Here is a 22,462-nt window from a genome sequence, read left to right as displayed (position 1 = left end):
GTTTCTGGAATTAATGGGCCGAATTTAGCAATTTAAAATATTCTGCAATTTTATTTTTATAATAGTAGTTGAGACTTGGCGGTAGTTTTTGAATCCATTCCGTCTCGTTTTGCTGGAGTTTTTTGAACTTATCCAGCATTTGCTGATAGGATGGCGTCAAATCTTTTCCGGCTTTACTTTCTCTTTTGGAATCCTGGTCCTGTTCTCTTTGGGCCTGGTCTGCGTCCAGTAATTTCGTCAACAGCTCTTTCTGCCGGTTCATGGTCTCCTGTTCCAGACGCTTGTTTACCAGTTCCGTCTCTGTCGACTGCATGTCTTTTATCATTTGATTGAGGTTTCCCAGCCCCCCTTTTCCATCTTTGTTCTCTTCTCTGTTGATCTTTTGTAGTGCCTCTCTGATCATTTGCTGCTGCTGGGCCATTTTCGCAAATTCTTCACTCATTTGTCCTTTCGGAACCGTACCCTTGTTTCCGCTTTTTTGCATTTGATCCCTGGCCTTTTGCATGTTGTTGTTCAGTTGCTGCTGCATTTGCTGCAATTGCTTCATGCTTTGTTTTTTTCCCTTTCCGCTTCCGCTGGAATTTTTCTTCATCTTCTGCAATTGTTCCAGAGCCTCATTTAGCATGAGCGACAGGTTATTGATGGAAGTCATGGTGTATTGCTGGTTTTTATTGGCAGCCGAGGTATTTCTTTCTCCAAGATTTTCCAGGCTTTTATCCATGTTGAAATTGATTTTCTGAACCTCTTCACTTACCGTACTTTCAATCTGTGGTACTCTTTTACTGAGTGAAAATAAGCTGTCAGCAATGGTCTTCATATTGTCTTTTATGGCCCTTTGTTGCTGTACATTGGAGGTATAAAGCGGGTCATTGCTACTGATCTTTCTCAGGTCAAGCATTACTTTTTCCTGATCAAACGAGGTTTTTAAAAGGTTTTCGAGTAATTGACGCAGTTCCTGGGCATTGAGGTTGTTTTCCATTTCCTCTGATTCCTGCTGCATGTCGCTCATCTTTTTTGCCATTTCTTCCATCTGTTCAGCTGCTTTTTGCTGGTTTTCTGCGGCTTTCTGGCGATTATTCTTATCCAGGTTTTCTTTGCTGCCCTTCTGCTGTTGCTGGACATCTTTAGCTTCTTTTTCCGGGCTTTGGAAAGGGTTCGGCCGTTCCAGCTGTTCGTTTTTTTCCTTTATTTTATCCAGTTCTTTTCGGATCTCCTCAAATGCTGAACGCTGCTCCTCCTGTTGCTTTTTCAATTCATTTATCGGACTGTCCTTATCCTTGCTTTGTTTTGCAAGGTCTTTCTGCGCTTTAGACAGCTCATTTAAGCGGTCAATATTGTTTTGAAGGTTTTGCTCAAATTCAAGCTGTTTGTAGAGCTCCAGGATGCGGTCAAGTTCATTTTTTAATGATTTGTTATCCATTTGCATCTTGGAAAGCTCATTTTGAGTCTGATCTTTGTTATTCTGGTCCATTAGGTTCTGCAGTTTTTCCAGCAGGGCCTTTGTCTTTTCGTCCAGGACATTGTTAAACAGTTCGTCTATTTTCTTCTGTTTTTCCATCAGCTCGTCTTTGAGGGTGTTGTTTTCCTCTTTTTCAAAACTGTTTTTTTCATTCAGCTGTTTGATCTCTTTAACGGCATCTTCCAGCTGTTTCTGCTTGTCCAGCAGTTGTTGGATTTGTTTCTTATCGTCAAAATTCAGCTGTTTTTTATCGAGTAAGGTCTCGCCAAGTTTTTTGCTTTCCTTTTCCACGCTGCCTGCCAGTTTAATGGCCTTTTCCATTTTTTGTTTTAAAGCCTGACTGCCTTGATTGATCTTTTCGGCCACTTGTTGCGGAGAAGGAAGTTCATAGGTTTTAACAGCAGATTTCGTGGTCTTTGGACCATTTACCCCATCATTGTCTGAAACTTCAAAGTAATACTCCAGTTGTTGACCAGGTTTTATACCGGCCTGACTAAGGTCCCAGAAGAAGAAAAAAGCGTTCTCTTGCTGAGCCTTTTTTACTGGAATAGATTTACTGACCCTGCTCGTGACTTTGCCATGATCAGAAACAGTATAAATGAATTTTAAAGCGGTAAAACCATGGTCATCTGAGATGTTTCCTGAGAAATAAAGGGCTTTACTGCTTAGCGAGTCAGCCGCCTCGGTAAGGGAAATATTTGGATATTCGTCTGCAATTACACCGATCTGATGAATCAGCGAGTCCTTGCTGCTGATAAATTTGTTTTTCGGGGTGATGCGGTAATCCGTGTTTTTAAGAATTGTACTGCTAAACTGAAAAGTATTATTTTGAGCAGAGAGCAGGTGTGATTGCTGACCTAAAATGAAAACCAGCTCATCGCTGTTTTCTGTATTTAAGGACCAGGTTACTACAGTTCCTTGCGGTAACAGGAGGTCGCCCGCATTTGTAATCAGTTCCGTTTTTTTTCCGAGATATGCCGGATAACGTAAACTGGCACTCATCCCTACGACAGACGGACGAGGTTTCACTTCAATCAGATAGGGGATGGAGCTAAATCCTCCTGCAGAAAAGCGGATTTCTTTGTTCTTCTGCAGGTTCTTAAAGGTATATTGAAAGCGGCTGTTGTTCTCCTTTTCTAATTTGTAAGTATTCAGCCCATCAGAAATGTATACTTCCTGAGGAATTTCATTTCCGGTGATCTTAAGCTTTAAGGTCAGGTCATCTCCCTGAGAACGAAGTAAAGAGGTGTTTTGCAGCTCGAAATTGAAAGGGGCTTTCGGAAGGATTTCCTTGTTGTATTGCACAAATCCATTGGTTCCCTCTTTTAAAATGGCAGGGGCAATGATGGCGATCAGAACGATGACAGACAAAGGAGCCAGAAAATACTTCAGGTACTTTTTGTTTTCATCCAGGCGGATGGCACTGGTAAAAGGAATTGGTTTTAATTCCTGGATCTTCTGGTCTATTCCAGCCATAATGAGCATATTGCTTTCCGGACTTTTGTCTGCAAGTGCTTTCAGCTGAAGGGTATTCAATAGCTTATCTTTGACATTAAAAAAATGATTCCCTATCAGGGTCGCTGCTTGTTCAATGCTCAGGTTTTTTCCAAGTTTAAAATAGGAAAGCGCAGGTACAATGACCCAGAATCCAATGATATACAGAGAGGCAGCCAGGGAGGAAAAGAAAAGAACCGTTTTAACGGTAATCCCCGGATGGGTATAATAAACAAACAAAAAAATAAAAAGATACAGAGCCAGCAATACTGCAGCAGCATAAATGCTTCCACGCAAGAGTTTATTGAGGTAAAACTTTTGCGTAAATTCATTCACTTTTGAAATTAAAAGCTCGTAATTGTTGTTCATTAAAAAGACAGCTGGATCTTAAAGGTAAAGAATGAATACGGTTTTTGATAAAATTAATGATATAATAGCATTAAATTAACGCTGGTATGGCGTTTTTTGTACGAAATCTAAAAAATTACTTCATGACAAACTCCATTTTGGCCCTCGCAATCGTCGCCATACTTTCTACCGGTAAATTGACAAATCAGACTATGGAAACCTGGAATAAAAATAAAGTGATCGCACACCGGGGAGCCTGGAAAAAGAAGGGCTTGCCTGAAAATTCCATCGCTTCGCTGAAAGAAGCAGTAAGATTGGGCTGCTATGGGTCTGAATTTGATGTGCACATGACTTCTGATAGTATTTTGGTGATCAATCATGATCCGGATTTTCTGGGGATGTCTATCGCTGGCTCGACCTATGAACAGTTACTTGAAAAGAAGATGACCAATGGGGAGCAAATCCCTACGTTGGAAGCCTATTTGAGGGAAGGTATGAAGCAGAAGAAGACCAAATTGATCCTGGAGTTAAAGCCTTCCAAGATTAGCCCGGAACGCGATTTGCAAATGACAAAACGTACTGTCGGACTGGTGAAAACATTGAAAGCAGATCGTTGGGTGGATTATATCAGCTTTAGCTACGAGATCCTGAAAGAGGTTCTGGTATTACAGCCAAAGGCCAACGTGGCTTACCTGAATGGGGATGCTTCTCTTGAAAAAATGAAGCAGGACGGATTTTATGGTGCAGACTATCACTTTTCGGTATACAAGAAGGGGGATTGGTTTGTCAAGTCAAAGGAAATGGGGCTAACCCTCAATGCCTGGACGGTGAATACTGTTGAAGACATGAACTGGCTTTTGGACAATCAGGTGGAGTTTATCACAACCAATGAGCCTGAGTTGTTATTTGAGACCATTAAATCCAGAAAATAAGGCCTTTTTAAACAAAAAAAGCATCGCGGTTGTCCGCGATGCTGTACAATTATGTTTTTAATAATCTAGATTACTTTAACATTAATCGCATTCAACCCTTTTTTACCGCTTTCAACATCGTATTCAACTTTGTCGTTTTCACGAATTTCATCGATAAGGCCTGTTGAATGTACAAAAATTTCGCTATCTCCGTTAGCTGGAATGATGAATCCGAAACCTTTAGTTACATTAAAAAATTTTACTGTTCCTTCTTGCATTGTATTATTTATTAATAAATTAAGTGTGCAAGATACGGAATAATTTTAATAATATACAAATGCTTCATTTTTTGGTAAATATAAATTTGTGAGCGGTTATTTTTCAGCCTTTCTGCCTGAAACAGAGAGGTTAATTTCACTGGAGTGCGGGATACCAAGGGTCTTTCCGGGACTAATTTTTAAAAGATTTTGGAGGTAGACATTTATGATGGCTTCGAGTGTTTTTTTGCGGGGTTCGTAGTTTTCCGGAAGTGGAGAGCGGAAGGTTCCGAGATACATTTTCCCCCGGGCATCAACGATCACAGAAAAATCATAGCCAAAATCCTGATAGGCCTTTGTGATATTGATCCTGTATCTGGGAAAGAGGTAATCATAGGCCTCTGTTTGTCCGTTTAGTTTGTCTACGGTGTTTAATTTTTCTACGCTGATCATATTGCTCAGCGAGGTAAAAGAGACTGGCTGACGGCCGGCAAATGCGCTGTCGCGGTTACCGGGATTCCGGTTGGACCGTTCCGAGAGCTGACGGATATAAAGGCTGTCTGCGCGGGTTGGTTTTTGCAACTGCTCCGCTGTAGTTTTAAGGGTCTTTTCAATGTAGTCCTTCGAATAGTAAGTGATGTTTACATCTGAACGAATGTCTTTGGCAATTTCTCTTTTCGTAAGTTGAAGGCGCTGCATGAGTAGACTATCCTTGCTGATTTTTTTGATCCGGAACCATTCTTTGGCGAAATTATAGACATCCCCATGGTCATAATGCAGATGAAAGCCCTGCATTTTTAGTTTCTGCGGACTATAAGCCAGAATGGAGTCGCTGGAATGAAACTGGATAATCCAGGATGGCTCCTGCTGAAAGCCCATTTCATTAAAAGACAAGCCAGTACTGAAACGGCGCTTTACTTCATAATATTTTATGCCTTTAATGGGCTCAAAAGACAATGTTCGGGTGCTTTTTCGTTGCTCTTCTTTAGATACGGAATTACAACTAAGGCAAAAGCTGAAAGCAATTACCAGGATAAAAATGAACTTTTTAGGCATGCAAAAAAAATAATGGTATCGGATTAGCTACTGGAAGACAAAGTTATAAGAATCGGAAGAGTTTATATTCTTTGTTTAAGTTTTAACAGTTTAATGTAGAGTTTCTCTTGTCTTAATACGGTGATAATGACTGTTTTTCCATCTCCAGCCCTTAAAATTCTGTTGATTTCAGTAAGGGTATAGCTGGTGGCAGGGACAAAATTGATATAAACGATTTCGTCTTCCGGCTCAAAACCGCTGCTTTCTGCCGGAGATCCGGGTTCAATTCTGCTGATAAAATAGTGATCAATGCCAGGACCGTCTGCATAAACTTCCATTCCGGCCATATCATGTTCAAAGGGACGCCTGAAATTGCTGTTGCGCCTTAAATACATGCTGTTGTCTCCATAGTCAAAAACAATGTCGAAACGGCTCAGGACATCCGCCCCAAGGTTTCCATTCCGGTCCTTCATTAGAATTTTTCCAGCCACTTCATCATATTTTGGAAAAGAAGTCAGGACTTTCTTCAGATTGAATTCTCCGATTTTTAAAGAGGCTATCCGTCCGATATTTCCACTGATAGGGCCACCAAGCCCCATTCCAAGGTTTGCGGGAATGGATGCAGCAGGGACCGGAAACGGTTTTTCATCCAGAATTTCCAGAGAGATCGCATGACTGGCACCATTGTCTATCAAGACTTTGATGGGGATGCTTCCCAGTTCTGAAGATTCAATATTGATCATTGCATAAGGCTTATCGTTGATGAGCTCTAAAGGAATCCGCTCCCCTTTGATCTTTCTGTTCAGCGCCGGCGTAAAGAAAATCAGTCTTTTAGAGGAGTATTTTACATCTACAATAAAGCTTTTAAAAAAGTGATACCCCAATAAGCCGTGAATGGGCATTCCAACATAGCTGGACAACCTGAACAGATCTTCCTTGAGGATGGCCGTTGGGATCTGATCAATAAAAGCTTTACCTACTCTCGCGGAAATCGATCTGGAAACATAGGCTTCAATTTCATTTCCTTTTCCCAGCCCTGCTATTTTTATGGTCCGGAGATCTTTAATCTTCAGGCTGTCTGCAAGTCCCGGATCGGAAATGATCATCGGTCCGACCCCGGTATCCAGAATGAAATTAAAGGGCCCTTTTTCGTTGATGTACATTGGAATAATGATCAGATTCTTGATCAAAGAAAAGTTGATCACATCTTTTTTACGGTTGCCGCTAAACTCGAAAACCTGGGCATAACCGGCCTCTATCATAAAGATCAAAGCCATTAAGGCCAAAAAGGGCTTAAAGCTGGTCGATTTAATAGCGTTTGTCGGCGGTTTCATTGAACTAATTTAATAAATTAGTGCTCAGTATGGATACGGTTAAGGATAAAAACAAAATTTATATTTTTAATAAAGGGACGGTTCTTGTTGCCCTGTTGATCAGCATTCTCTTATTGGGTGCCTGTTCCACGGAAAGGCGGCTTTCCTCCAGCCTTAAGCGCAACTTTAAGCATTCAAAAATTCTGAAAGGGAATGCTGTCGGTTTTGTTTTATATGATCCGGTTAACAGAAAGCAGGTATTTGAAAAAGACGGAAGCAGGTATTTTATTCCTGCGTCAAATACAAAGCTTTTAACTTTTTATGCCGCCTTAAAAATGCTAGGAGACTCTGTTCCCTCCCTACGGTATGTGGAACGCAATGATTCTTTGATCTTCTGGGGAACGGGCGATCCTTCCTTTTTGCAGAGCAGACTGAAGTCCGGACATGCATTGGATTTTTTGAAAGCAACAAACCGGAAGATTTTCTTCGCTCCGGGAAGGTATACCGGACTCCCTTATGGTAAGGGATGGTCCTGGGATGATTACAACGATTATTATCAGGCAGAGATCAATGAATTTCCCATCATGGACAATTTGCTGAGTTTTAAAATGCGTAACGGGGCAATACAAATCCAGCCGAAAGAATTTAAGGATTGCTTTATTGCAGATAGCAGCAATTCAAGCCAGCCCTTTAAAATACAAAGGAAACTGACCGAGAACCTCTTTATTCATCCTGTGGGCAAACCTCCTGAAGGCTTTTCACAGGAAGTTCCTTATCGGCTAAGCATCGCAATGACCCTGGCATTACTCTCTGATACGCTGCATAGGCCTGTTGGTTTGGTTCATATGGCAATGCCGGAAGACGCTAAAACCTGTTATAATGTGGGTACCAGGGTTGTGTTAAAAGAGATGTTACAGCCCAGTGATAACTTCATTGCAGAACAATTGCTGCTGGTTTGTTCCAATAAACTCGGAGATGAACTTAGCACGGAAAAGACCATCAAATATGTATTAAAGACTTATTTGCCGGCTTTGCCGGATTCAGCGGTATGGGTGGATGGTTCAGGATTATCAAGGATGAATTTGTTTACACCACGGGATATAGCTATGGTTTTGAATTTGATTTACGAAGAAGTAAATGATCAAAAACTGCTTTTTAGTCTGTTGCCTGCAGGAGGAAAATCCGGAACTTTAAAGAACGCCTACCCTAAAACGGAAACACCCTATGTTTTTGGAAAAACAGGGACACTGTCCAACGTTCATAATCAAAGCGGATATGTACTGACTAAGAAGGGCAAAGTATATATCTATTCTTTTATGAATAACAATTTCGTGGTTCCTGTAAGCACAATAAGAAATGAAATCGGTAGGATCATAACGGGGATACATGAAAAATTTTAACCTGAAAATGCCTTTTTCTTCCAGTATTATACTGGAAGAACAGCAATATTTATATTTTGGAGGGACGGCCTATCTGGGGATTCCGCAACATTCCGGCTTTTTAGAATTTTACCTCGAAGGGATTTCCAGATTCGGGTTAAATAATGGGACGAGCAGGAACAATAACATTCAGCTGGGGCTGTATAACGAAGCGGAGTGTTATGCCGCAATGCAATTTGGTGCCGACGCTGCACTCATTACCTCCAGCGGTTATCTTGCTGCTCAGTTAACTGTCAGGTTTTTTTCTGGTACAGAAGGGGTGTTATATGCGCCGCAAACGCACCCTGCACTTTGGTCCGGGCAAAAGCCGGGAACTGAAGGTAGTTTCTCTCAATGGGCCAGACAGAGCCTGGAGAAGATCAATACCAGCGATCAGAAAGATTGGGTGCTCGTCAGCAATTCCTTAAATAACCTCTTTCCCGAATGCTATGATTTTTCATTCATTAAAGAAATTCTTCCAGGGAAAAGGGTCATTTTGATCGTGGATGATTCTCATGGGATAGGAATTTTAGATGGGGGAAGGGGAATTTTCAATCGGATCCCCAAAACAGCTGAGGTAGAAGTTATTGTCGTCGCTTCTATGGCAAAGGCACTTGGCCTGGATGCAGGAATTATTCTGGGATCAGACAAAATCATCAGACAGTTAAAGACCAGTAACGAATTTCTAGGCGCTTCACCTCCTGCTGCAGCGGGTTTGTTTGCTTTTATGCAGGCAGGGAACATCTATAGACAGGAACAGGAAAAAGTATTGGAATTATCCGCCTGGTTTGCCTCCGGGATAGAGGAGGACTGGCAGCATGTACCTGGATTTCCAGTTTTTTATCATCCGGACAAAAAGATCTTTGAAAAGCTTTTGGATCAAAAAATCCTGATTTCTTCTTTTCCTTATCCCGATCCACAGAGTCAGCCCATTAACAGGGTGGTGTTGAGTAGTTGGCACACTAAAGAAAATATTAACCAGTTAATTTTAGCATTATGAAACGTATTCTATTTGTTTTCCTGATTTTAATGGCAGGACAGGCTCTTCATGCACAGGAAACTACCCGGATCTGGATAGTAAGACATGGGGAAAAAGACCTTACAGACCCTAAAGAAAAAGATCCCGAACTAAGCGCTGAGGGAAAAGAAAGGGCAGAAACACTTGTTAAATACCTTAAAGGAAAGAAAATTGATGCGCTATTCAGCACGGATTACAAAAGAACCAGGGGAACGTTAACCCCGCTGGCATCACAAAGAAACCTGGGCTTAAAGTTCTATAATTCGAAGGACAATAAGGCCCTCGTTGATACCATCCTAAATGACTATAAGGGGAAAAATGTGGTGATTTGCAGCCATTCTAATAGGATCCTGGGCATTATCGCCGCTTTCGGTGCAACATCTCCTTTAAAAGAGATCACTGAGCAGGAGTATAGTCATATTTTTCTCCTGGAAATAAAGGGGGACCGTGTGAAACTCAAACATCAGCATTATGGAAAGTTATAGTTTCTCAAAGGGAATGTCCATCAGGGCATAATTTTCCCAGGTCTTGAAGTCAAAATGCCACCATTCATTGTGAAGGACCTTAAATCCCCGCGCTTCCATGACCTGGATCAACAAGTCTCTATTTTTCTTAACAGGCTCAGGAAGGTCAGCGTATGCGGCAGCAGCTTTCGCTGAAAAGCTATCGTATGGAGTTGGCATAGGGACATCTTTTCCGGTCTTCAGGTAAATCAGGCTCAGGTCAACTGCGCAGCCTCTATTGTGTCTGGAGCCCTGTTTGGGATTGGCGACGAAGTTTTTGTTGGAAGCTTTAATATATAAGGTCTTCGTTGCTGTATATGGGCGGTAGCTGTCGTAAATTTTTAATCCATATCCCTTTTTGCGAAGGTCTTTTTGGATGCGTTTTAACTGATCGCTGACGGGCTTTCTCGCAAAAGCCCTCGCTTGTTTATAAACCGCCAGTTTCATGAAATTATTCGTGCTGGCATATCGAATGTCCAGAACAAGGTCTGGGATTTCTTTCTTAAGCTCCACCAGCCTGTTCTTCGGATTCTCCTTACAGGAATTCAGGTAAGCTTCATAATTGCTGATTACTTTGATCGGAGCCGGACTGTTTTTTTTATCCTGTGCAGAAAGCGTAAAAAAAGGGAGACTGAGAAAAAGAAGGAAAAGGAATTTTATCATTCTTACTTATTGATTAGAAACCACCAGCAACTCTATGTCCTTGTAAGGAAGACTAAACATGTTGGCCAGGTCTTTATTGGTAAGGTGTCCCTGGTAGATATATAATGCTTCTCTGATTCCTGGCTTACTCCATACCACACCCATCAGTCCACCCATGTCTCCGATGTCCAGCAAGATAGGTGCAAAAATATTGGTTAGTGCATAAGAGGCTGTTCGGGGAACCCGCGAAGCAATGTTTGGCACACAATAATGGATCACCTCATGTTTTCTGAAAACGGGATTGCTATGGTTGGTCACTTCAGAAGTTTCGAAGCAGCCGCCCTGGTCGATGCTGACATCGATGACCACCGAGTTGGGTTTCATTCTGGTGACGGTCTCTTCCATGACAATACATGGGCTTCTGCCATGGGTTGCCCGAATTGCACCGATCACGACGTCGCAAGTGGTAATTGCCTTGCCTAAAACGATAGGTTGCATCACCGAAGTGAACACCCTGCTCCCTAAGTTATTTTGAAGCCTTCTAAGGCGATAGATAGAGCTATCGAACACTTTTACTTCCGCACCCAGAGATAATGCCGTACGCGCGGCGTATTCTCCGACCGTTCCGGCCCCTAAAATCACAATTTCGGTTGGGGGCACTCCGGTGAAGCCGCCGAGCATTAATCCCTTCCCTCCGGTAGCCGTGCTTAAATATTCGGCTGCAATAAAAATTGACGTTGCGCCGACAATTTCACTCATCGCGCGGACAACGCTCAAAATTCCTCCTTCATCGCGAAGGTTCTCAAAACAGAGTGCATTGATTTTTTTATGTAGGAGTGCTTTAAGGTAGCTTTCTTTGAGGCCTCCCATTTGAAGCGCAGAAATGAGGGTTTGCCCTTTGTGCATCATGGAAATCTCTTCCAATGTTGGAGGAGCAATCTTTACCAGGATATCTGCTTCAAAAACATCTTTTTTATGGAATGAAATGGTGGCTCCCTGTTCGCTGTAGTCATTATCAGAGAAATTGGCCCCGACACCGGCTCCGCTTTCAATAATCACCCGGTGGCCGTTGTTGATCAGCAAAGCCACAGATAAAGGGGTCAATGCAATTCTATTCTCCTGAAAGGAAATCTCTTTCGGAATGCCAATATACAGACTGTTGTTTTTTTTGTTGGTTTCTGACAAAGTCTCTTTGGGCTGTATCAGCCCTTTTTGAGCAATTGAGGCCATTCCTTCACGTAATCCTGTAGCCATTTTATTTATTGATATTTGGATTGAAATTAAGCAAAATACCTGAAAATAAGTGCATTTGGAATTTATATTTTAGAAATTGACAGTACTCTTTCATTTTCTCCGGCGACTGTGATTTCTATTTTTAAGTAATGATCCGGCAGGAGTTCCTGAACTTTTTCCGGCCATTCGATCAGGCAAATATGATCCGAATAAAAATATTCTTCATAGCCAATGTCATAGGCCTCCTGAAGGTTTTTTATCCTGTAAAAGTCAAAATGATAAATGTTCTTTTCCTTTCCTTCATATTCATTTACAATAGAAAAGGTTGGGCTGGATACCACTTCTTCTACGCCAAGAGCTTTGGCAAGGGCTTTAATGAAGGTGGTTTTTCCTGCACCCATCTCGCCTTCAAAGATAAAGATGCGTTCGTCCGGGGCAAATGCCAGTACATCTATAGCAGCCTGATCCAGGTCAGCTAAATGATTAACCTCAAGTTTCATCAGAGAGTAATAGTTGTTTTATGGTTTCTTTAAAAAATGGTGGAATGCGAATCTGCAGATTCGTATTCCACCTGATGTTATATTATTTATCTGGAGCTGTAAGTAGCCACAGGAATAATCATTTCCTCCAAAGAGATACCTCCATGCTGGAAAGTCTCATTGTAATAATTCACGAACTGGTTATAATTGTTTTGATATACAAAATAACGGTCTTCTTTTGCAAAGATATAGTTCGAACTGATATTGATCTTAGGCAATTGGGCCTCATGAGGATTTTTAATTAAGAATACCTCTTTGGCATTATAATTTAGGTTTCTGCCTTGTTTATAACGGAGGTTGGTATTGGTATTCCTGTCGCCAATCACTTTGCTTGGGTGTTTTACCCTGATTGTTCCGTGATCTGTGGTAATCACAAGTTTTACTTTCTTCTGGGAAATCTTTTTCAGCAACTCCATTAGCGGGGAGTGCTCAAACCAGGAAAGCGTTAAGGAACGGTAGGCTGCATCGTCATTGGCCAGCTCACGAATCATCTGCATATCTGTTCTGGCATGAGAAAGCATGTCCACAAAGTTGTATACAATGGCATTAAAATCGTTTTGAAGCAAGTTGTTGATTTGATCATTCAACGCTTTTCCATCATCGTAGGTCAGGATCTTATTGTAACTGAATTTGCAGTCCTTACGCAGGCTTCTTTTAATCTGGTCTGCCAGGAATGCCCCTTCGTGCATGTTTTTTCCACCCTCATCGTCGTCATTCTGCCACAGTCCCGGGAAGCGTTTTTCCATTTCCAAAGGCATTAAGCCTGAAAATATGGCATTTCTTGCATATTGGGTAGCCGTAGGAAGAATACTGGAATAAGTATCTTCTTCGTCCAGACGGAAATGTTCCGTGATCAATGGGTTTATAATCCTCCACTGGTCATACCGTAAATTATCGATCAGGATAAAAAATACCGGAGTACTGTTCCCGTTGATGAGCGGGAAGGCTTTTTTCTTCAGGAGTTCATTAGAAAGGAGCGGGGCTTTTTCTTTCCCGTTTACCCATCCGAGGTAATTGTCTTCAATGAACTTTGAGAACTGTGTATTGGCTTCCGATTTCTGCATCGTAAGGATCTCGTGCATTTGCGGATCATCCAGTTTTTCCAGCTCTAATTCCCAGAAAACAAGTTTTTTATAGACTTCCACCCATTCCTCATAGCTGAGTTTGTCGTTTAAGGTCATCCCCAGACGTCGAAAATCCTGCTGATAGGCCATAGATGTCTTTTCGCTGACTAAACGTTTGTTATCGATGATCTTTTTAATGGTCAGTAAAACCTGTTTTGGGTTCACTGGTTTAATCAGATAATCGTCAATTTTGGAACCAATGGCGTCCTCCATTAAGTTTTCTTCCTCACTTTTAGTGATCAGTACCACGGGGACATCATTTCGGATATTTTTGATCGCAGTAAGGGTTTCCAGCCCGGTTAACCCAGGCATGTTCTCGTCCAGAAATACCAGGTCAAAATGCTCTTTACCAAAGGCTTCAAGCGCATCGTTACCATTTGTGAAGGTGGTCACGTGATAGCCTTTTTCGTTCAGTAGTAATATATGTGGTTTTAATAAGTTAATCTCATCGTCGGCCCATAAAATTTTGGTTTCCTGCATTATGTTATTTGTATAAAATAAATTAATCTTTCAAAAAAGAAAGTTCCCTTTCTTAGTATGGATAAAAATAGCAATTTTTGTACCGTATAATTTATTTTTAAGGATTGAACAAAAAGAAAATCATAAATGATCCGGTATATGGCTTCATTAATATACCCTCTGAATTAGTATTTGACCTGATCTCACATCCTTATTTTCAGAGACTAAGGTATATAAAGCAATTGGGGATGACCCATTTGGTGTATCCGGGTGCGTTACACACCAGGTTTCATCATGCCTTAGGTGCCATGCATTTAATGAGTCTGGCCATTGAAGTCCTTAGAAGTAAAGGCCATCCGATCAGCAAGGAAGAAGAAGAGGCTGCTACTATTGCCATTCTTTTACATGACATTGGTCATGGTCCTTTTTCACATGCCTTGGAGCATACGCTGGTCAACGGCATCAGACATGAGGACATTTCTATGCTGATGATGCAGAAGCTAAATGTAGAATTTGGCGGACGACTGACAGCAGCAATTAATATTTTCAAAGGAGATTATCCTAAAAAATTCCTTCCGCAATTGGTTTCCGGGCAACTGGATCTGGACCGAATGGACTACCTGAACAGGGATAGTTTCTTTACCGGTGTGAGTGAAGGAGTAATTAGTTTCGACAGAATCATTAAAATGTTTAATGTTCTGGATGATCAGCTGGTGATCGAAGAAAAGGGCATTTATTCTATTGAAAACTTCCTGATCGCCAGAAGACTCATGTACTGGCAGGTTTATCTGCATAAAACGGTTGTTGCAGGGGAATACCTGCTGGTTAAAATCCTGGAACGTGCAAAAGAACTTTCCGGACATGGTGAACTCCTTTTTGCTACTCCGGCATTACAGCATTTTCTGAGAAATGAAGTCAGGGAAGAAGAGTTTTTTAGTTCCGAAATTCATTTGGCGCAGTTTTCCAAGCTGGATGACCAGGATATTTTTGCCTCAGTTAAGGTTTGGGCGGATCATTCTGACCGCATATTGGCACAGCTTTGCCAGATGTTTATCCGTAGAAACCTTTATAAGGTAGAGATCAGCTCGGAAGCCCCTGATTTGGACCGGGTTCAAAGAATAAGAGAGAATACTGCGGATCTGATGAAATTGAATGCACATGAGGTCTCTTATTTTGTTTTTACCGATGTCATTGAAAACAGAGCATACAACGCTGGAAGTGGAAATATCAATATTTTACTGAAAAACAATACCATCATTGATATTGCAAAAGCATCAGATTTATCTAACTTAGAATCATTAGATAAGACCGTAACCAAACACATACTATGCTATCCCCGAATAATTTAGCATTTTTTAACAAAATAATTAACTTTTAATCCCGTTTTTAGATTTTACTTAGATCTAATGATTGGATGATAACCTAAATAGGTTTATTTGTTCATATCAATTTAACACTTAACTTTGTACGATGCAATTTACTGCCAAGCAGATAAGCGAATTTATAGATGGCACCATTGAAGGCGATGAAAACGCTAAAGTAACAGAACTTTCTAAGATAGAAAACGGTACTGCTGGGTCTTTATGTTTTTTGTCTAATCGAAAATATGAAAGCTATTTATATTCAACAAAAGCTTCAATAGTTATTGTAGGGAACGACTTTTTCCCTGCTCAAGCTGTTGAAAGCACCCTAATTAAAGTCGCGGATCCGTACAGTGCCTTTTCCGTTTTATTGGAAAAGTACAATGAGGTGGTGAATCAAATGAACATTCAGTCCGGAATTGAACAACCCAGTTTTATCCATCCTTCGGCAAAAATCGGTAAAAATGTTTTTATAGGTGCCTTTAGCTATATTTGTGAAAATGTGGTGATTGGCGATGGAACTAAGATCCAGTCGCAGGTATTTATTGGCGCTGATAGTCAGATTGGAAGCAATTGCCTTGTTTTTCCAGGGGTAAAAATTTACAACAGAACCGTGATGGGGGATAATGTAAACATCCATTCCAATACAGTAGTTGGTAGTGATGGCTTTGGATTTGCGCCACAGCCAGACGGGACTTATTCAAAAATCGCACAAATTGGAAACGTGGTGATCGAAGATGACGTTGAAATTGGAGCGAATACGACCATAGACAGGGCTACAATGGGTTCTACCTTTATCAGAAAAGGCGTTAAGCTGGATAACCTGATTCAGATTGCCCACAATGTGGATGTTGGTGCGCATACGGTGGTTGCAGCACAGACAGGAATCTCGGGTAGTACGAGGCTTGGAGAAAATTCTGTAGTGGGTGGGCAGGTTGGTATTGCCGGTCATCTTAGCCTTGCAAAAGGCACACAGATTGGGGCACAGGCTGGAATAAACTTTAATACAACAATAGAAAATAAACAATGGCATGGCAGCCCGGCTCAGCCTTTAAGAGACTGGATGCGGGCTTCGGTGATATTTAAACAATTGCCAACTGTTGAAAAACGGATTGCCTCATTAGAGCAGACGATATCAGAACTAAAAGCAATAATTGAACAAAACAGCACAATAGCAAAATAATGAATGTTAAGCAAAAAACCATAAAGAGCGAAGTTTCAGTACAGGGTGTAGGCCTTCATACCGGGGCGAATGTGACGCTTACTTTTTGTCCGGCACCAGAAAATCACGGATTTAAATTTCAAAGAACCGATTTACCGGGAAGTCCGATTGTTGATGCTGATTGTGACAATGTTACAGATACCGCAAGAGGAACAACGATTTCTCAGAACGGAGCCAGTATCAGCACTGTGGAGCATGTAATGGCTTCATTGGTTGGAATGGATCTGGACAACGTATTGATGAAGCTTGATGGACCGGAAACACCAATTATGGACGGTAGTGCCATGTTGTTTCTGGAAGCACTGGAAAGTGTTGGCGCTCAGGCGCAGGAGGTAGACAGGGAATATTTTCAGATTCCTCACAACATCACCTATACTGAGCCAGACAGAAAAGTGGAGATCGTAGCCATGCCTTTAGATGATTACAGGTTTACCTGTATGATCGATTATAATTCACCGGTATTGGGAAGCCAGCATGCGGGAATTTCAAGCATTGCAGAGTTCAAAAAAGAAATTGCTTCCTGCAGAACTTTCTGTTTCCTTCATGAGCTGGAATACCAGCTTCAAAATAACCTGATTAAAGGTGGTGATTTGAATAACGCCATTGTGATCGTGGATAAAGAAGTAACTAAAGAAGAACTGGACCACCTGGCAAAGATCTTTAACAGGACTGCTATGGAGGTTGCTCCTCAGGGAATTCTGAATAATATGGAGCTGCGGTATCAAAATGAGCCTGCCAGACACAAATTATTAGATATGATTGGTGACCTTGCCCTGGTAGGGGTTCACTTAAAAGGACATATTATGGCTGCCCGTCCGGGACATGCCGCAAACGTTGCTTTTGCTAAAAAGATTAAAGCAGCAATAAAAAAAGAAAAAAATAAAAAGGTGCAGCATGTTTATGATCCATCTGTAAAGCCACTTTATGATGTGGTACAGATTATGGAAATCCTGCCACACCGACAACCATTCCTGTTCATTGATAAGATCCTGGAACTGTCTAAAACGCATGTTGTAGGAGTTAAAAATGTAACAATGAATGAGGAATTCTTCAAGGGTCATTTTCCTGGTGCCCCGGTTTTTCCTGGAGTGATCCAGATCGAAGCCATGGCCCAGACCGGCGGTATTTTAGTTTTAAGTACCGTTTCTGATCCGAGAAATTACCTGACCTTATTCTTAAAAATAGATAACGTACGCTTTAGGGCGCAGGTATTACCTGGTGACACCATCGTTTTCAGATGTGACTTGATGGAGCCAATCAGAAGAGGCATTGCACAAATGAAAGGTGTGGGAATGGTAGGAGGAAAAGTTGTTGTGGAAGCAGAAATGATGGCCCAAATTGTAAAAGTTAAAGAAAGCGAAACCGTATCATGATACAACCCTTAGCGTATATACATCCGCAGGCAAAAATTGCCGATAATGTAGTAATTGAGCCTTTTGCAGTGATACACAAGGATGTAGAAATTGGTGAAGGGACCTGGATCGGGTCAAATGTGGTCATCATGGATGGCGCCAGAATTGGTAAGAACTGCAGGGTTTTCCCTGGATCAGTGATCTCAGGCGTTCCCCAGGATTTGAAATTTGCAGGGGAAGTAACCACTGCAGAGATCGGCGACAACACGACCATAAGAGAATGCGTAACGATCAACAGAGGAACTAAAGATAAATGGAAGACCGTGATCGGCAGTAACTGTCTGATCCAGGCTTATTCTCATATTGCACATGATTGTGAAGTAGGTGACTATTGCATTTTTTCGAATAGTACAACCCTTGCAGGGCACATTACGATTGGAAATTATGTGGTTCTGGCGGGTCTGGTTGCGATTCATCAATTCGTAAAAGTTGGATCTCATGCTTTTGTAACCGGTGGTTCATTGGTAAGAAAAGACGTTCCTCCATATGTAAAAGCGGCTCGTGAGCCACTTTCCTATGCCGGGATCAATTCGGTGGGATTGAGGAGAAGAGGTTTCTCTTCTGAGAAAATCAATGAAATTCAGGAGATCTACAGGGTCTTATTTGTGAAGCATAACAATGTAACCAAAGCACTGGATATGATTGAAGCCGAGTTTGCACCTACAGAAATTCGTGACGAAATTGTTGATTTCATCAGAAATTCAAACAGAGGGGTAATGAAAGGCTTCGGTTCAGGAAGCTAACCTGGAATTTCATGAAGATCAGCTTAAATAGGGCCGGAAGAAGGTTTAATCAGGAGTGGATTTTTCGAAATTTTGATTACGAATTCGATGCTCCTGGCAAATACGCCATCCTTGGACCGAACGGTTCGGGGAAATCAACCTTATTGAGTTTAATCCTTGGTAGTTTATCCCCTTCGGAAGGAGAAATAAGCTACCAGGGTGAAAAAAACATTGCTGTAGATGATATTTACAAGCACCTGAGCTTCGCAGCACCTTACCTGGATTTGATAGAAGAATTTACGCTGGAAGAGACGATAGATTTCCATTTCAAGTTTAAGGGGCTGTATAAAGACATGAGCAAGACGGCGGTGTTAGCGCTGCTGGGACTCGAGAAGTCGCAGGACAAGGCTTTAAAATACTTCTCTTCAGGAATGAAACAGCGTACCAAGCTGGCACTGGCTTTCTGTGCAGACACCCCAATCCTATTATTAGATGAACCAACTTCTAATCTCGATCAGCAGGGAGTACGCTGGTATTTGGAATTAATCGCCAATTTTACGGATAAAAGATTAGTCATCGTAGGGTCAAATCAGGAGGTTGAGTATTCGTTTTGTCAACATTTGATCCAGATCACGGATTATAAATAACGTTTTTTTATATTTGTCATCTGCCTTGAATGCCGTTTAAACGAAGAAATTCAAGGAATAAAATATTTTTTTAATTTACTATTGTGTAATCCAAAAATAGTCTTTACCTTTGCGGCACGAAAAAGGGCCAAAACGGTTAGGCGCAATTTCAAATAAAATGGCAAAAGCATCAGACGTAAAAAGTGGGAATATCCTTCGGTTTAACGGAGAACTAATTCAAGTAGAAGAATTTCTACACCGCACTCCTGGAAACTTGAGGGCTTTTTACCAGGCAAAAATGCGAAACATTAAAACCGGGAAACTGGTTGAATATAGATTTCGCACTGATGAAGAAGTAACAATTTGTCGTGTTGAGACCAATGATTACCAGTATTTATACGAAGATGGCGATTTTTTGGTAGTAATGGACATCAGTTCCTTCGAGCAGTTTAACATTCCGAGAACATTGTTCGGCGAAAGTGTTAAATTCTTAAAAGAAGGAATGAATGTAATCATCGCATTCGAAAGTGAAGAGCCAATTATGGCACAGATACCTTCACATGTTGAGTTGGAGATTACATATACAGAGCCCGCTGTAAAAGGCGATACCTCTACAAACGCATTAAAATACGCTACTGTGGAAACAGGAGTAGAAATAAAAGTCCCAATGTTTATCAACCAAGGCGACAAGGTTAAAGTTGATACCCGTACAGGTGACTATATAGAAAGAGTAAAATAAGAATTTTCATAGTTTAGTTTTAGGTTTAGGTTGATTGTGGCTTCGGAGTGGTTCCCGAAGCCATCTTTTTTTACCGGCTTTTTTTTACCTTGGCCCCCGATCATCAGGATCGCCGGATTGCCCCCTTTACGCGCCATCAATCGCCCTTCCGCATTCCTTTTAGGATCATTTCTTCAGCCTGAACATAAAGTGTAAAGCAATGAACAAATCAGAAATCAGAAAATCAGCACAGCAGCAGCGACAGTCATTGTCGGCCGAAAAAGTGCATACGCTTAGTGTGAAACTCGTTGAACAGTTTGCCTTGCTGGACCTTTCCAATGTGAAAATTGTCCATATATTTCTACCCATTAAACAGAAGAAAGAACCGGATACTTTTCTGATGATCGACTGGATAAAAATACACCATCCTGAAATGAAGATCATCGTTCCAAAAGCTGATTTTGACACTGCATTAATGACCCACCATTACTATGACGGAATGGAAGATCTTGAGATGAATCATTACCAGATTTTGGAGCCTCAAAAGGCTGAAATTCATACAGGAGAGGTCGATATGGTGATTGTGCCTTTATTGGCATTTGATAAAAATGGATACCGTATCGGTTATGGAAAGGGGTTTTATGACAGGTTTCTGCAAGGGATATCCACGCAGAAGATTGGGCTGTCGCTTTTTGATGAACTAAATGTGATTGATGATATAAATGAACATGACATCAGGCTGGACAAATGCATTACACCAAATAAAACATATGTCTTTCCTATAGCGTAACGCTGATTTTGCAGCCCCGGGGCATGGGTGATTTATCTTCAGACTTTAGTTGAAATTTAAATTAACGACTATGAAAAAGATCATCCTTACCCTCATCTCCGCACTTTTTGCCGGCTTCTCTCTGGCACAGGTATCCACAGGCCCTTCACCCATTAATTCCAAAGGACAATTACAATTTTCGTTGTTTGGCGGATTTAGCTCTGCATTAAAAGATTACCGAAAGGATGTCGGAAGGGCTAAAAACGGCTATTTTTATGGCTTGGCAATCGACCAGTTCTTTACGGGAAATCAATGGGGAATTGGAGTGGATGTCCGTTATCTGAAACACGGGATCCGGAAATTCGAATCTGTTTCTTTTGCCAACGGACATCTGACCACGAATTACCACAATGAACCAGCATTTAAACATCTCGGGGTAAGTATCGGACCAACTTATAAAGCCGCTCTCGGGGAAAAAGTAGAACTGGAAGCTTTCCTGAGAACAGGAATTCTGTTTCAGCAGTTTCCAGCGTATGTACAATCTATTTATGTAAATGCTCCGGAAGGGGCTCCCGTTAAAATGTTCGACGATTATTATACCAATAATGAAAAAAATAAGGCGAAAGCCTGGATGGGACTGGGAGGTTTAAGGGTCACTTATCAGCTTAGTGACCGTGTAGGTGTTTTTTTACAGACAGATTACCTCAATACCTTTGGAAAACGGTTCGGGGGAGACTCGAGCAGGTTTCATGTCATGAATTATAAGCCAACAAATCCCCTTGGTCCCAAAGATGTATTGGTGGTCAAGAACGGCGTGATTACCAATATCAACCAATTCTATGAGTCCAGACCCTGCCCTTGTGAAACCAATATAAAAGCACTGAACCTTGCGGCGGGAGTTAAAATAAAACTGGGTGGAAAGCGAAAAAAACTTCCATTAATGCCGGTCATAGTCGTACCCGTAGCCATTTCAAAAGAGATCCAGGTCGTAGTTAAAGATAAACAGACCGGTCTGGTATTAAGTGGGGTAAAGGTGAAAATTTCCGGCAATGGAAAAGAATATGTTTCTAACAGCAATGTAAATGGGGAGGCAGAGCGGGTTAAATCAGCGATAAAATCGGGCTATTTGATTACTGCGGAGAAGAACGGGGTTGTTGCCGATCCTGTGGGGATAAAGCTGGCAGATTTTGAAACAGATGCGGCAGTGATTTATAAGGAGATATTTCTCAATGACCTTCGGTTTACGCTCATTGGAGAGACGATCAGGTCAAATGACAACAGCAAATTGCCGGGAATCAGCACCGTCCTGACCAATACTTTTAACAATGAAAGTGTTGGGAAGCTCTCCGATGGGCAGGCCATGTTTACTTACCAGTTAGAGCAGGAATCTGAGTATACCGTTGTCGCGACTGAAGCCGGAAAGTTCTCGCAGACGGAGTTGGTGTCTACTAAAGGATTGGATCGGAGTAAAACACTCTATGTAGTGCTGAAACTCGGATTGAGTGATATTAGTGTTGGAGCGACATTTATCCTCAAAAATATTCATTATGATTTCGATAAATCCAACATCAGGGCGGATGCAGCGCCTGTTCTCGATAACCTGGTCAACATTATGGTCAAAAATCCAAGTCTGAGGATCGAGCTTTCTTCTCATACAGACAGCAGGGGAAAAGACGATTACAACGAGAAGCTTTCCCGGAGAAGGGCTGCGTCTGCAGTAAGCTACCTTCTTGGCAAGGGAATCGGGCGGAGCAGATTGGTAGACAGGGGATATGGGGAAAGGCAATTGCTGAACCGATGTGCAAATGGCGTTAAATGTACGCCAGGGGAGCATGAGGCAAACCGTAGAACAGAAATTAAGGTCTTAAAATATTAATAT

At 41.5% G+C, this 22,462-nt stretch carries 20 protein-coding genes; 12 read left to right on the top strand and 8 right to left on the bottom strand.

Annotated elements, in window-relative coordinates; all coding sequences use genetic code 11:
• Positions 1-10 precede the first annotated feature (10 nt).
• On the bottom strand, positions 11-3,322 hold the full coding sequence (locus DBR43_RS25570) for a DUF4175 family protein (protein WP_124586141.1): 3,312 nt from the start codon (positions 3,320-3,322) through the stop codon (positions 11-13).
• A gap of 122 nt (positions 3,323-3,444) precedes the next feature.
• Between DBR43_RS25570 and DBR43_RS25565 the strand changes: the two genes are divergently transcribed.
• On the top strand, positions 3,445-4,233 hold the full coding sequence (locus DBR43_RS25565; protein WP_233603213.1) for a glycerophosphodiester phosphodiesterase family protein: 789 nt from the start codon (positions 3,445-3,447) through the stop codon (positions 4,231-4,233).
• 65 nt (positions 4,234-4,298) lie between these two features.
• Here DBR43_RS25565 and DBR43_RS25560 read toward each other — a convergent pair whose 3' ends face one another.
• The 3 genes from DBR43_RS25560 to DBR43_RS25550 form a co-directional block, all read right to left on the bottom strand.
• Entirely contained in the window at positions 4,299-4,490 is a 192-nt protein-coding gene (locus DBR43_RS25560; RefSeq protein WP_008241764.1) for a cold-shock protein, read from the bottom strand.
• 96 nt (positions 4,491-4,586) lie between these two features.
• A complete protein-coding gene (locus DBR43_RS25555; RefSeq protein ID WP_233603211.1) occupies positions 4,587-5,525 on the bottom strand; it encodes a hypothetical protein in 939 nt (312 codons plus the stop codon).
• A gap of 62 nt (positions 5,526-5,587) precedes the next feature.
• Positions 5,588-6,838 (bottom strand): aspartyl protease family protein, encoded by a 1,251-nt coding sequence (locus DBR43_RS25550; RefSeq protein WP_124586137.1) that lies wholly within the window; start codon positions 6,836-6,838, stop codon positions 5,588-5,590.
• A gap of 29 nt (positions 6,839-6,867) precedes the next feature.
• Here DBR43_RS25550 and DBR43_RS25545 point away from each other — a divergent pair, with 29 nt between their 5' ends.
• Genes DBR43_RS25545 through DBR43_RS25535 form a run of 3 tightly spaced genes read left to right on the top strand, consistent with a single transcriptional unit; the run spans position 6,868 to position 9,738 of the window.
• The gene (locus DBR43_RS25545) at positions 6,868-8,217 is read left to right on the top strand and encodes a D-alanyl-D-alanine carboxypeptidase/D-alanyl-D-alanine-endopeptidase (protein ID WP_124586135.1); all 1,350 of its coding nucleotides are present in this window, start codon (positions 6,868-6,870) and stop codon (positions 8,215-8,217) included.
• The gene (locus DBR43_RS25540; protein WP_124586133.1) at positions 8,204-9,235 is read left to right on the top strand and encodes an aminotransferase class I/II-fold pyridoxal phosphate-dependent enzyme; all 1,032 of its coding nucleotides are present in this window, start codon (positions 8,204-8,206) and stop codon (positions 9,233-9,235) included. The genes DBR43_RS25545 and DBR43_RS25540 overlap by 14 nt, the downstream gene beginning before the upstream one ends.
• Positions 9,232-9,738, top strand: coding sequence for a phosphoglycerate mutase family protein (locus tag DBR43_RS25535; protein ID WP_124586131.1), 507 nt, complete (start codon positions 9,232-9,234; stop codon positions 9,736-9,738). The genes DBR43_RS25540 and DBR43_RS25535 overlap by 4 nt, the downstream gene beginning before the upstream one ends.
• Here the strand turns inward: DBR43_RS25535 and DBR43_RS25530 are convergent.
• From DBR43_RS25530 to DBR43_RS25515, 4 genes are all read right to left on the bottom strand, one after another.
• Positions 9,733-10,419, bottom strand: a complete 687-nt coding sequence (locus tag DBR43_RS25530; protein ID WP_124586129.1) for a M15 family metallopeptidase — start codon at positions 10,417-10,419, stop codon at positions 9,733-9,735. The two genes, DBR43_RS25535 and DBR43_RS25530, sit on opposite strands and share 6 nt — an antisense overlap.
• 6 nt (positions 10,420-10,425) lie before the next feature.
• A complete protein-coding gene (locus tag DBR43_RS25525; protein WP_124586127.1) occupies positions 10,426-11,652 on the bottom strand; it encodes an alanine dehydrogenase in 1,227 nt (408 codons plus the stop codon).
• Positions 11,653-11,714: 62 nt separating this feature from the next.
• Complete coding sequence (tsaE, locus tag DBR43_RS25520; protein WP_124586125.1) at positions 11,715-12,131, bottom strand: tRNA (adenosine(37)-N6)-threonylcarbamoyltransferase complex ATPase subunit type 1 TsaE; 417 nt, start codon at positions 12,129-12,131, stop codon at positions 11,715-11,717.
• An 86-nt stretch (positions 12,132-12,217) separates the two neighbouring features.
• Positions 12,218-13,774 (bottom strand): bifunctional response regulator/alkaline phosphatase family protein, encoded by a 1,557-nt coding sequence (locus DBR43_RS25515; protein ID WP_124586123.1) that lies wholly within the window; start codon positions 13,772-13,774, stop codon positions 12,218-12,220.
• Positions 13,775-13,878: 104 nt separating this feature from the next.
• On the opposite strand from DBR43_RS25515, the gene DBR43_RS25510 reads away from it, so the two are divergent.
• The 8 genes from DBR43_RS25510 to DBR43_RS25475 all read left to right on the top strand — a co-directional run bounded on the left by DBR43_RS25510 (position 13,879) and on the right by DBR43_RS25475 (position 22,459).
• Complete coding sequence (locus DBR43_RS25510; protein ID WP_124586121.1) at positions 13,879-15,102, top strand: HD domain-containing protein; 1,224 nt, start codon at positions 13,879-13,881, stop codon at positions 15,100-15,102.
• A gap of 121 nt (positions 15,103-15,223) precedes the next feature.
• Positions 15,224-16,297, top strand: coding sequence for a UDP-3-O-(3-hydroxymyristoyl)glucosamine N-acyltransferase (gene lpxD / locus DBR43_RS25505; protein ID WP_124586119.1), 1,074 nt, complete (start codon positions 15,224-15,226; stop codon positions 16,295-16,297).
• Complete coding sequence (locus DBR43_RS25500; protein ID WP_124586117.1) at positions 16,297-17,709, top strand: bifunctional UDP-3-O-[3-hydroxymyristoyl] N-acetylglucosamine deacetylase/3-hydroxyacyl-ACP dehydratase; 1,413 nt, start codon at positions 16,297-16,299, stop codon at positions 17,707-17,709. Before lpxD ends, DBR43_RS25500 begins: the two co-directional genes overlap by 1 nt.
• Positions 17,706-18,491: an acyl-ACP--UDP-N-acetylglucosamine O-acyltransferase gene (gene lpxA / locus DBR43_RS25495; RefSeq protein WP_074611404.1), complete on the top strand. Its 786-nt coding sequence runs from the start codon at positions 17,706-17,708 to the stop codon at positions 18,489-18,491. Before DBR43_RS25500 ends, lpxA begins: the two co-directional genes overlap by 4 nt.
• Positions 18,492-18,502: 11 nt before the next feature.
• On the top strand, positions 18,503-19,117 hold the full coding sequence (locus DBR43_RS25490; protein WP_124586115.1) for an ATP-binding cassette domain-containing protein: 615 nt from the start codon (positions 18,503-18,505) through the stop codon (positions 19,115-19,117).
• A gap of 157 nt (positions 19,118-19,274) precedes the next feature.
• Complete coding sequence (gene efp / locus DBR43_RS25485; protein WP_074611402.1) at positions 19,275-19,835, top strand: elongation factor P; 561 nt, start codon at positions 19,275-19,277, stop codon at positions 19,833-19,835.
• A gap of 199 nt (positions 19,836-20,034) precedes the next feature.
• Positions 20,035-20,604, top strand: coding sequence for a 5-formyltetrahydrofolate cyclo-ligase (locus DBR43_RS25480; RefSeq protein WP_124586113.1), 570 nt, complete (start codon positions 20,035-20,037; stop codon positions 20,602-20,604).
• Between the two features lie 70 nt (positions 20,605-20,674).
• Positions 20,675-22,459: an OmpA family protein gene (locus DBR43_RS25475; RefSeq protein ID WP_124586111.1), complete on the top strand. Its 1,785-nt coding sequence runs from the start codon at positions 20,675-20,677 to the stop codon at positions 22,457-22,459.
• Positions 22,460-22,462: the final 3 nt, after the last annotated feature.

The organism is Pedobacter sp. KBW06 (genome assembly GCF_003852525.1).
Classification (GTDB): Bacteria; Bacteroidota; Bacteroidia; order Sphingobacteriales; family Sphingobacteriaceae; genus Pedobacter.
The sequence above is the reverse complement of the archived record's forward strand: the minus strand, read 5'-3'. Positions and strand labels throughout refer to the sequence as shown.

Excerpts from the sequence above, each read along its gene's own strand:
- DBR43_RS25475 (WP_124586111.1), top strand. The coding sequence starts at position 20,675 with ATGAAAAAGATCATCCTTACCCTCATCTCCGCACTTTTTGCCGGCTTC.
- lpxA (WP_074611404.1), top strand. The coding sequence starts at position 17,706 with ATGATACAACCCTTAGCGTATATACATCCGCAGGCAAAAATTGCCGAT.
- DBR43_RS25515 (WP_124586123.1), bottom strand. The coding sequence starts at position 13,774 with ATGCAGGAAACCAAAATTTTATGGGCCGACGATGAGATTAACTTATTA.
- DBR43_RS25525 (WP_124586127.1), bottom strand. The coding sequence starts at position 11,652 with ATGGCTACAGGATTACGTGAAGGAATGGCCTCAATTGCTCAAAAAGGG.
- lpxD (WP_124586119.1), top strand. The coding sequence starts at position 15,224 with ATGCAATTTACTGCCAAGCAGATAAGCGAATTTATAGATGGCACCATT.
- DBR43_RS25540 (WP_124586133.1), top strand. The coding sequence starts at position 8,204 with ATGAAAAATTTTAACCTGAAAATGCCTTTTTCTTCCAGTATTATACTG.
- DBR43_RS25480 (WP_124586113.1), top strand. The coding sequence starts at position 20,035 with ATGAACAAATCAGAAATCAGAAAATCAGCACAGCAGCAGCGACAGTCA.
- tsaE (WP_124586125.1), bottom strand. The coding sequence starts at position 12,131 with ATGAAACTTGAGGTTAATCATTTAGCTGACCTGGATCAGGCTGCTATA.
- DBR43_RS25545 (WP_124586135.1), top strand. The coding sequence starts at position 6,868 with ATGGATACGGTTAAGGATAAAAACAAAATTTATATTTTTAATAAAGGG.
- DBR43_RS25500 (WP_124586117.1), top strand. The coding sequence starts at position 16,297 with ATGAATGTTAAGCAAAAAACCATAAAGAGCGAAGTTTCAGTACAGGGT.
- DBR43_RS25530 (WP_124586129.1), bottom strand. The coding sequence starts at position 10,419 with ATGATAAAATTCCTTTTCCTTCTTTTTCTCAGTCTCCCTTTTTTTACG.
- DBR43_RS25570 (WP_124586141.1), bottom strand. The coding sequence starts at position 3,322 with ATGAACAACAATTACGAGCTTTTAATTTCAAAAGTGAATGAATTTACG.
- DBR43_RS25490 (WP_124586115.1), top strand. The coding sequence starts at position 18,503 with ATGAAGATCAGCTTAAATAGGGCCGGAAGAAGGTTTAATCAGGAGTGG.
- DBR43_RS25555 (WP_233603211.1), bottom strand. The coding sequence starts at position 5,525 with ATGCCTAAAAAGTTCATTTTTATCCTGGTAATTGCTTTCAGCTTTTGC.
- DBR43_RS25535 (WP_124586131.1), top strand. The coding sequence starts at position 9,232 with ATGAAACGTATTCTATTTGTTTTCCTGATTTTAATGGCAGGACAGGCT.
- DBR43_RS25550 (WP_124586137.1), bottom strand. The coding sequence starts at position 6,838 with ATGAAACCGCCGACAAACGCTATTAAATCGACCAGCTTTAAGCCCTTT.
- DBR43_RS25560 (WP_008241764.1), bottom strand. The coding sequence starts at position 4,490 with ATGCAAGAAGGAACAGTAAAATTTTTTAATGTAACTAAAGGTTTCGGA.
- efp (WP_074611402.1), top strand. The coding sequence starts at position 19,275 with ATGGCAAAAGCATCAGACGTAAAAAGTGGGAATATCCTTCGGTTTAAC.
- DBR43_RS25565 (WP_233603213.1), top strand. The coding sequence starts at position 3,445 with ATGACAAACTCCATTTTGGCCCTCGCAATCGTCGCCATACTTTCTACC.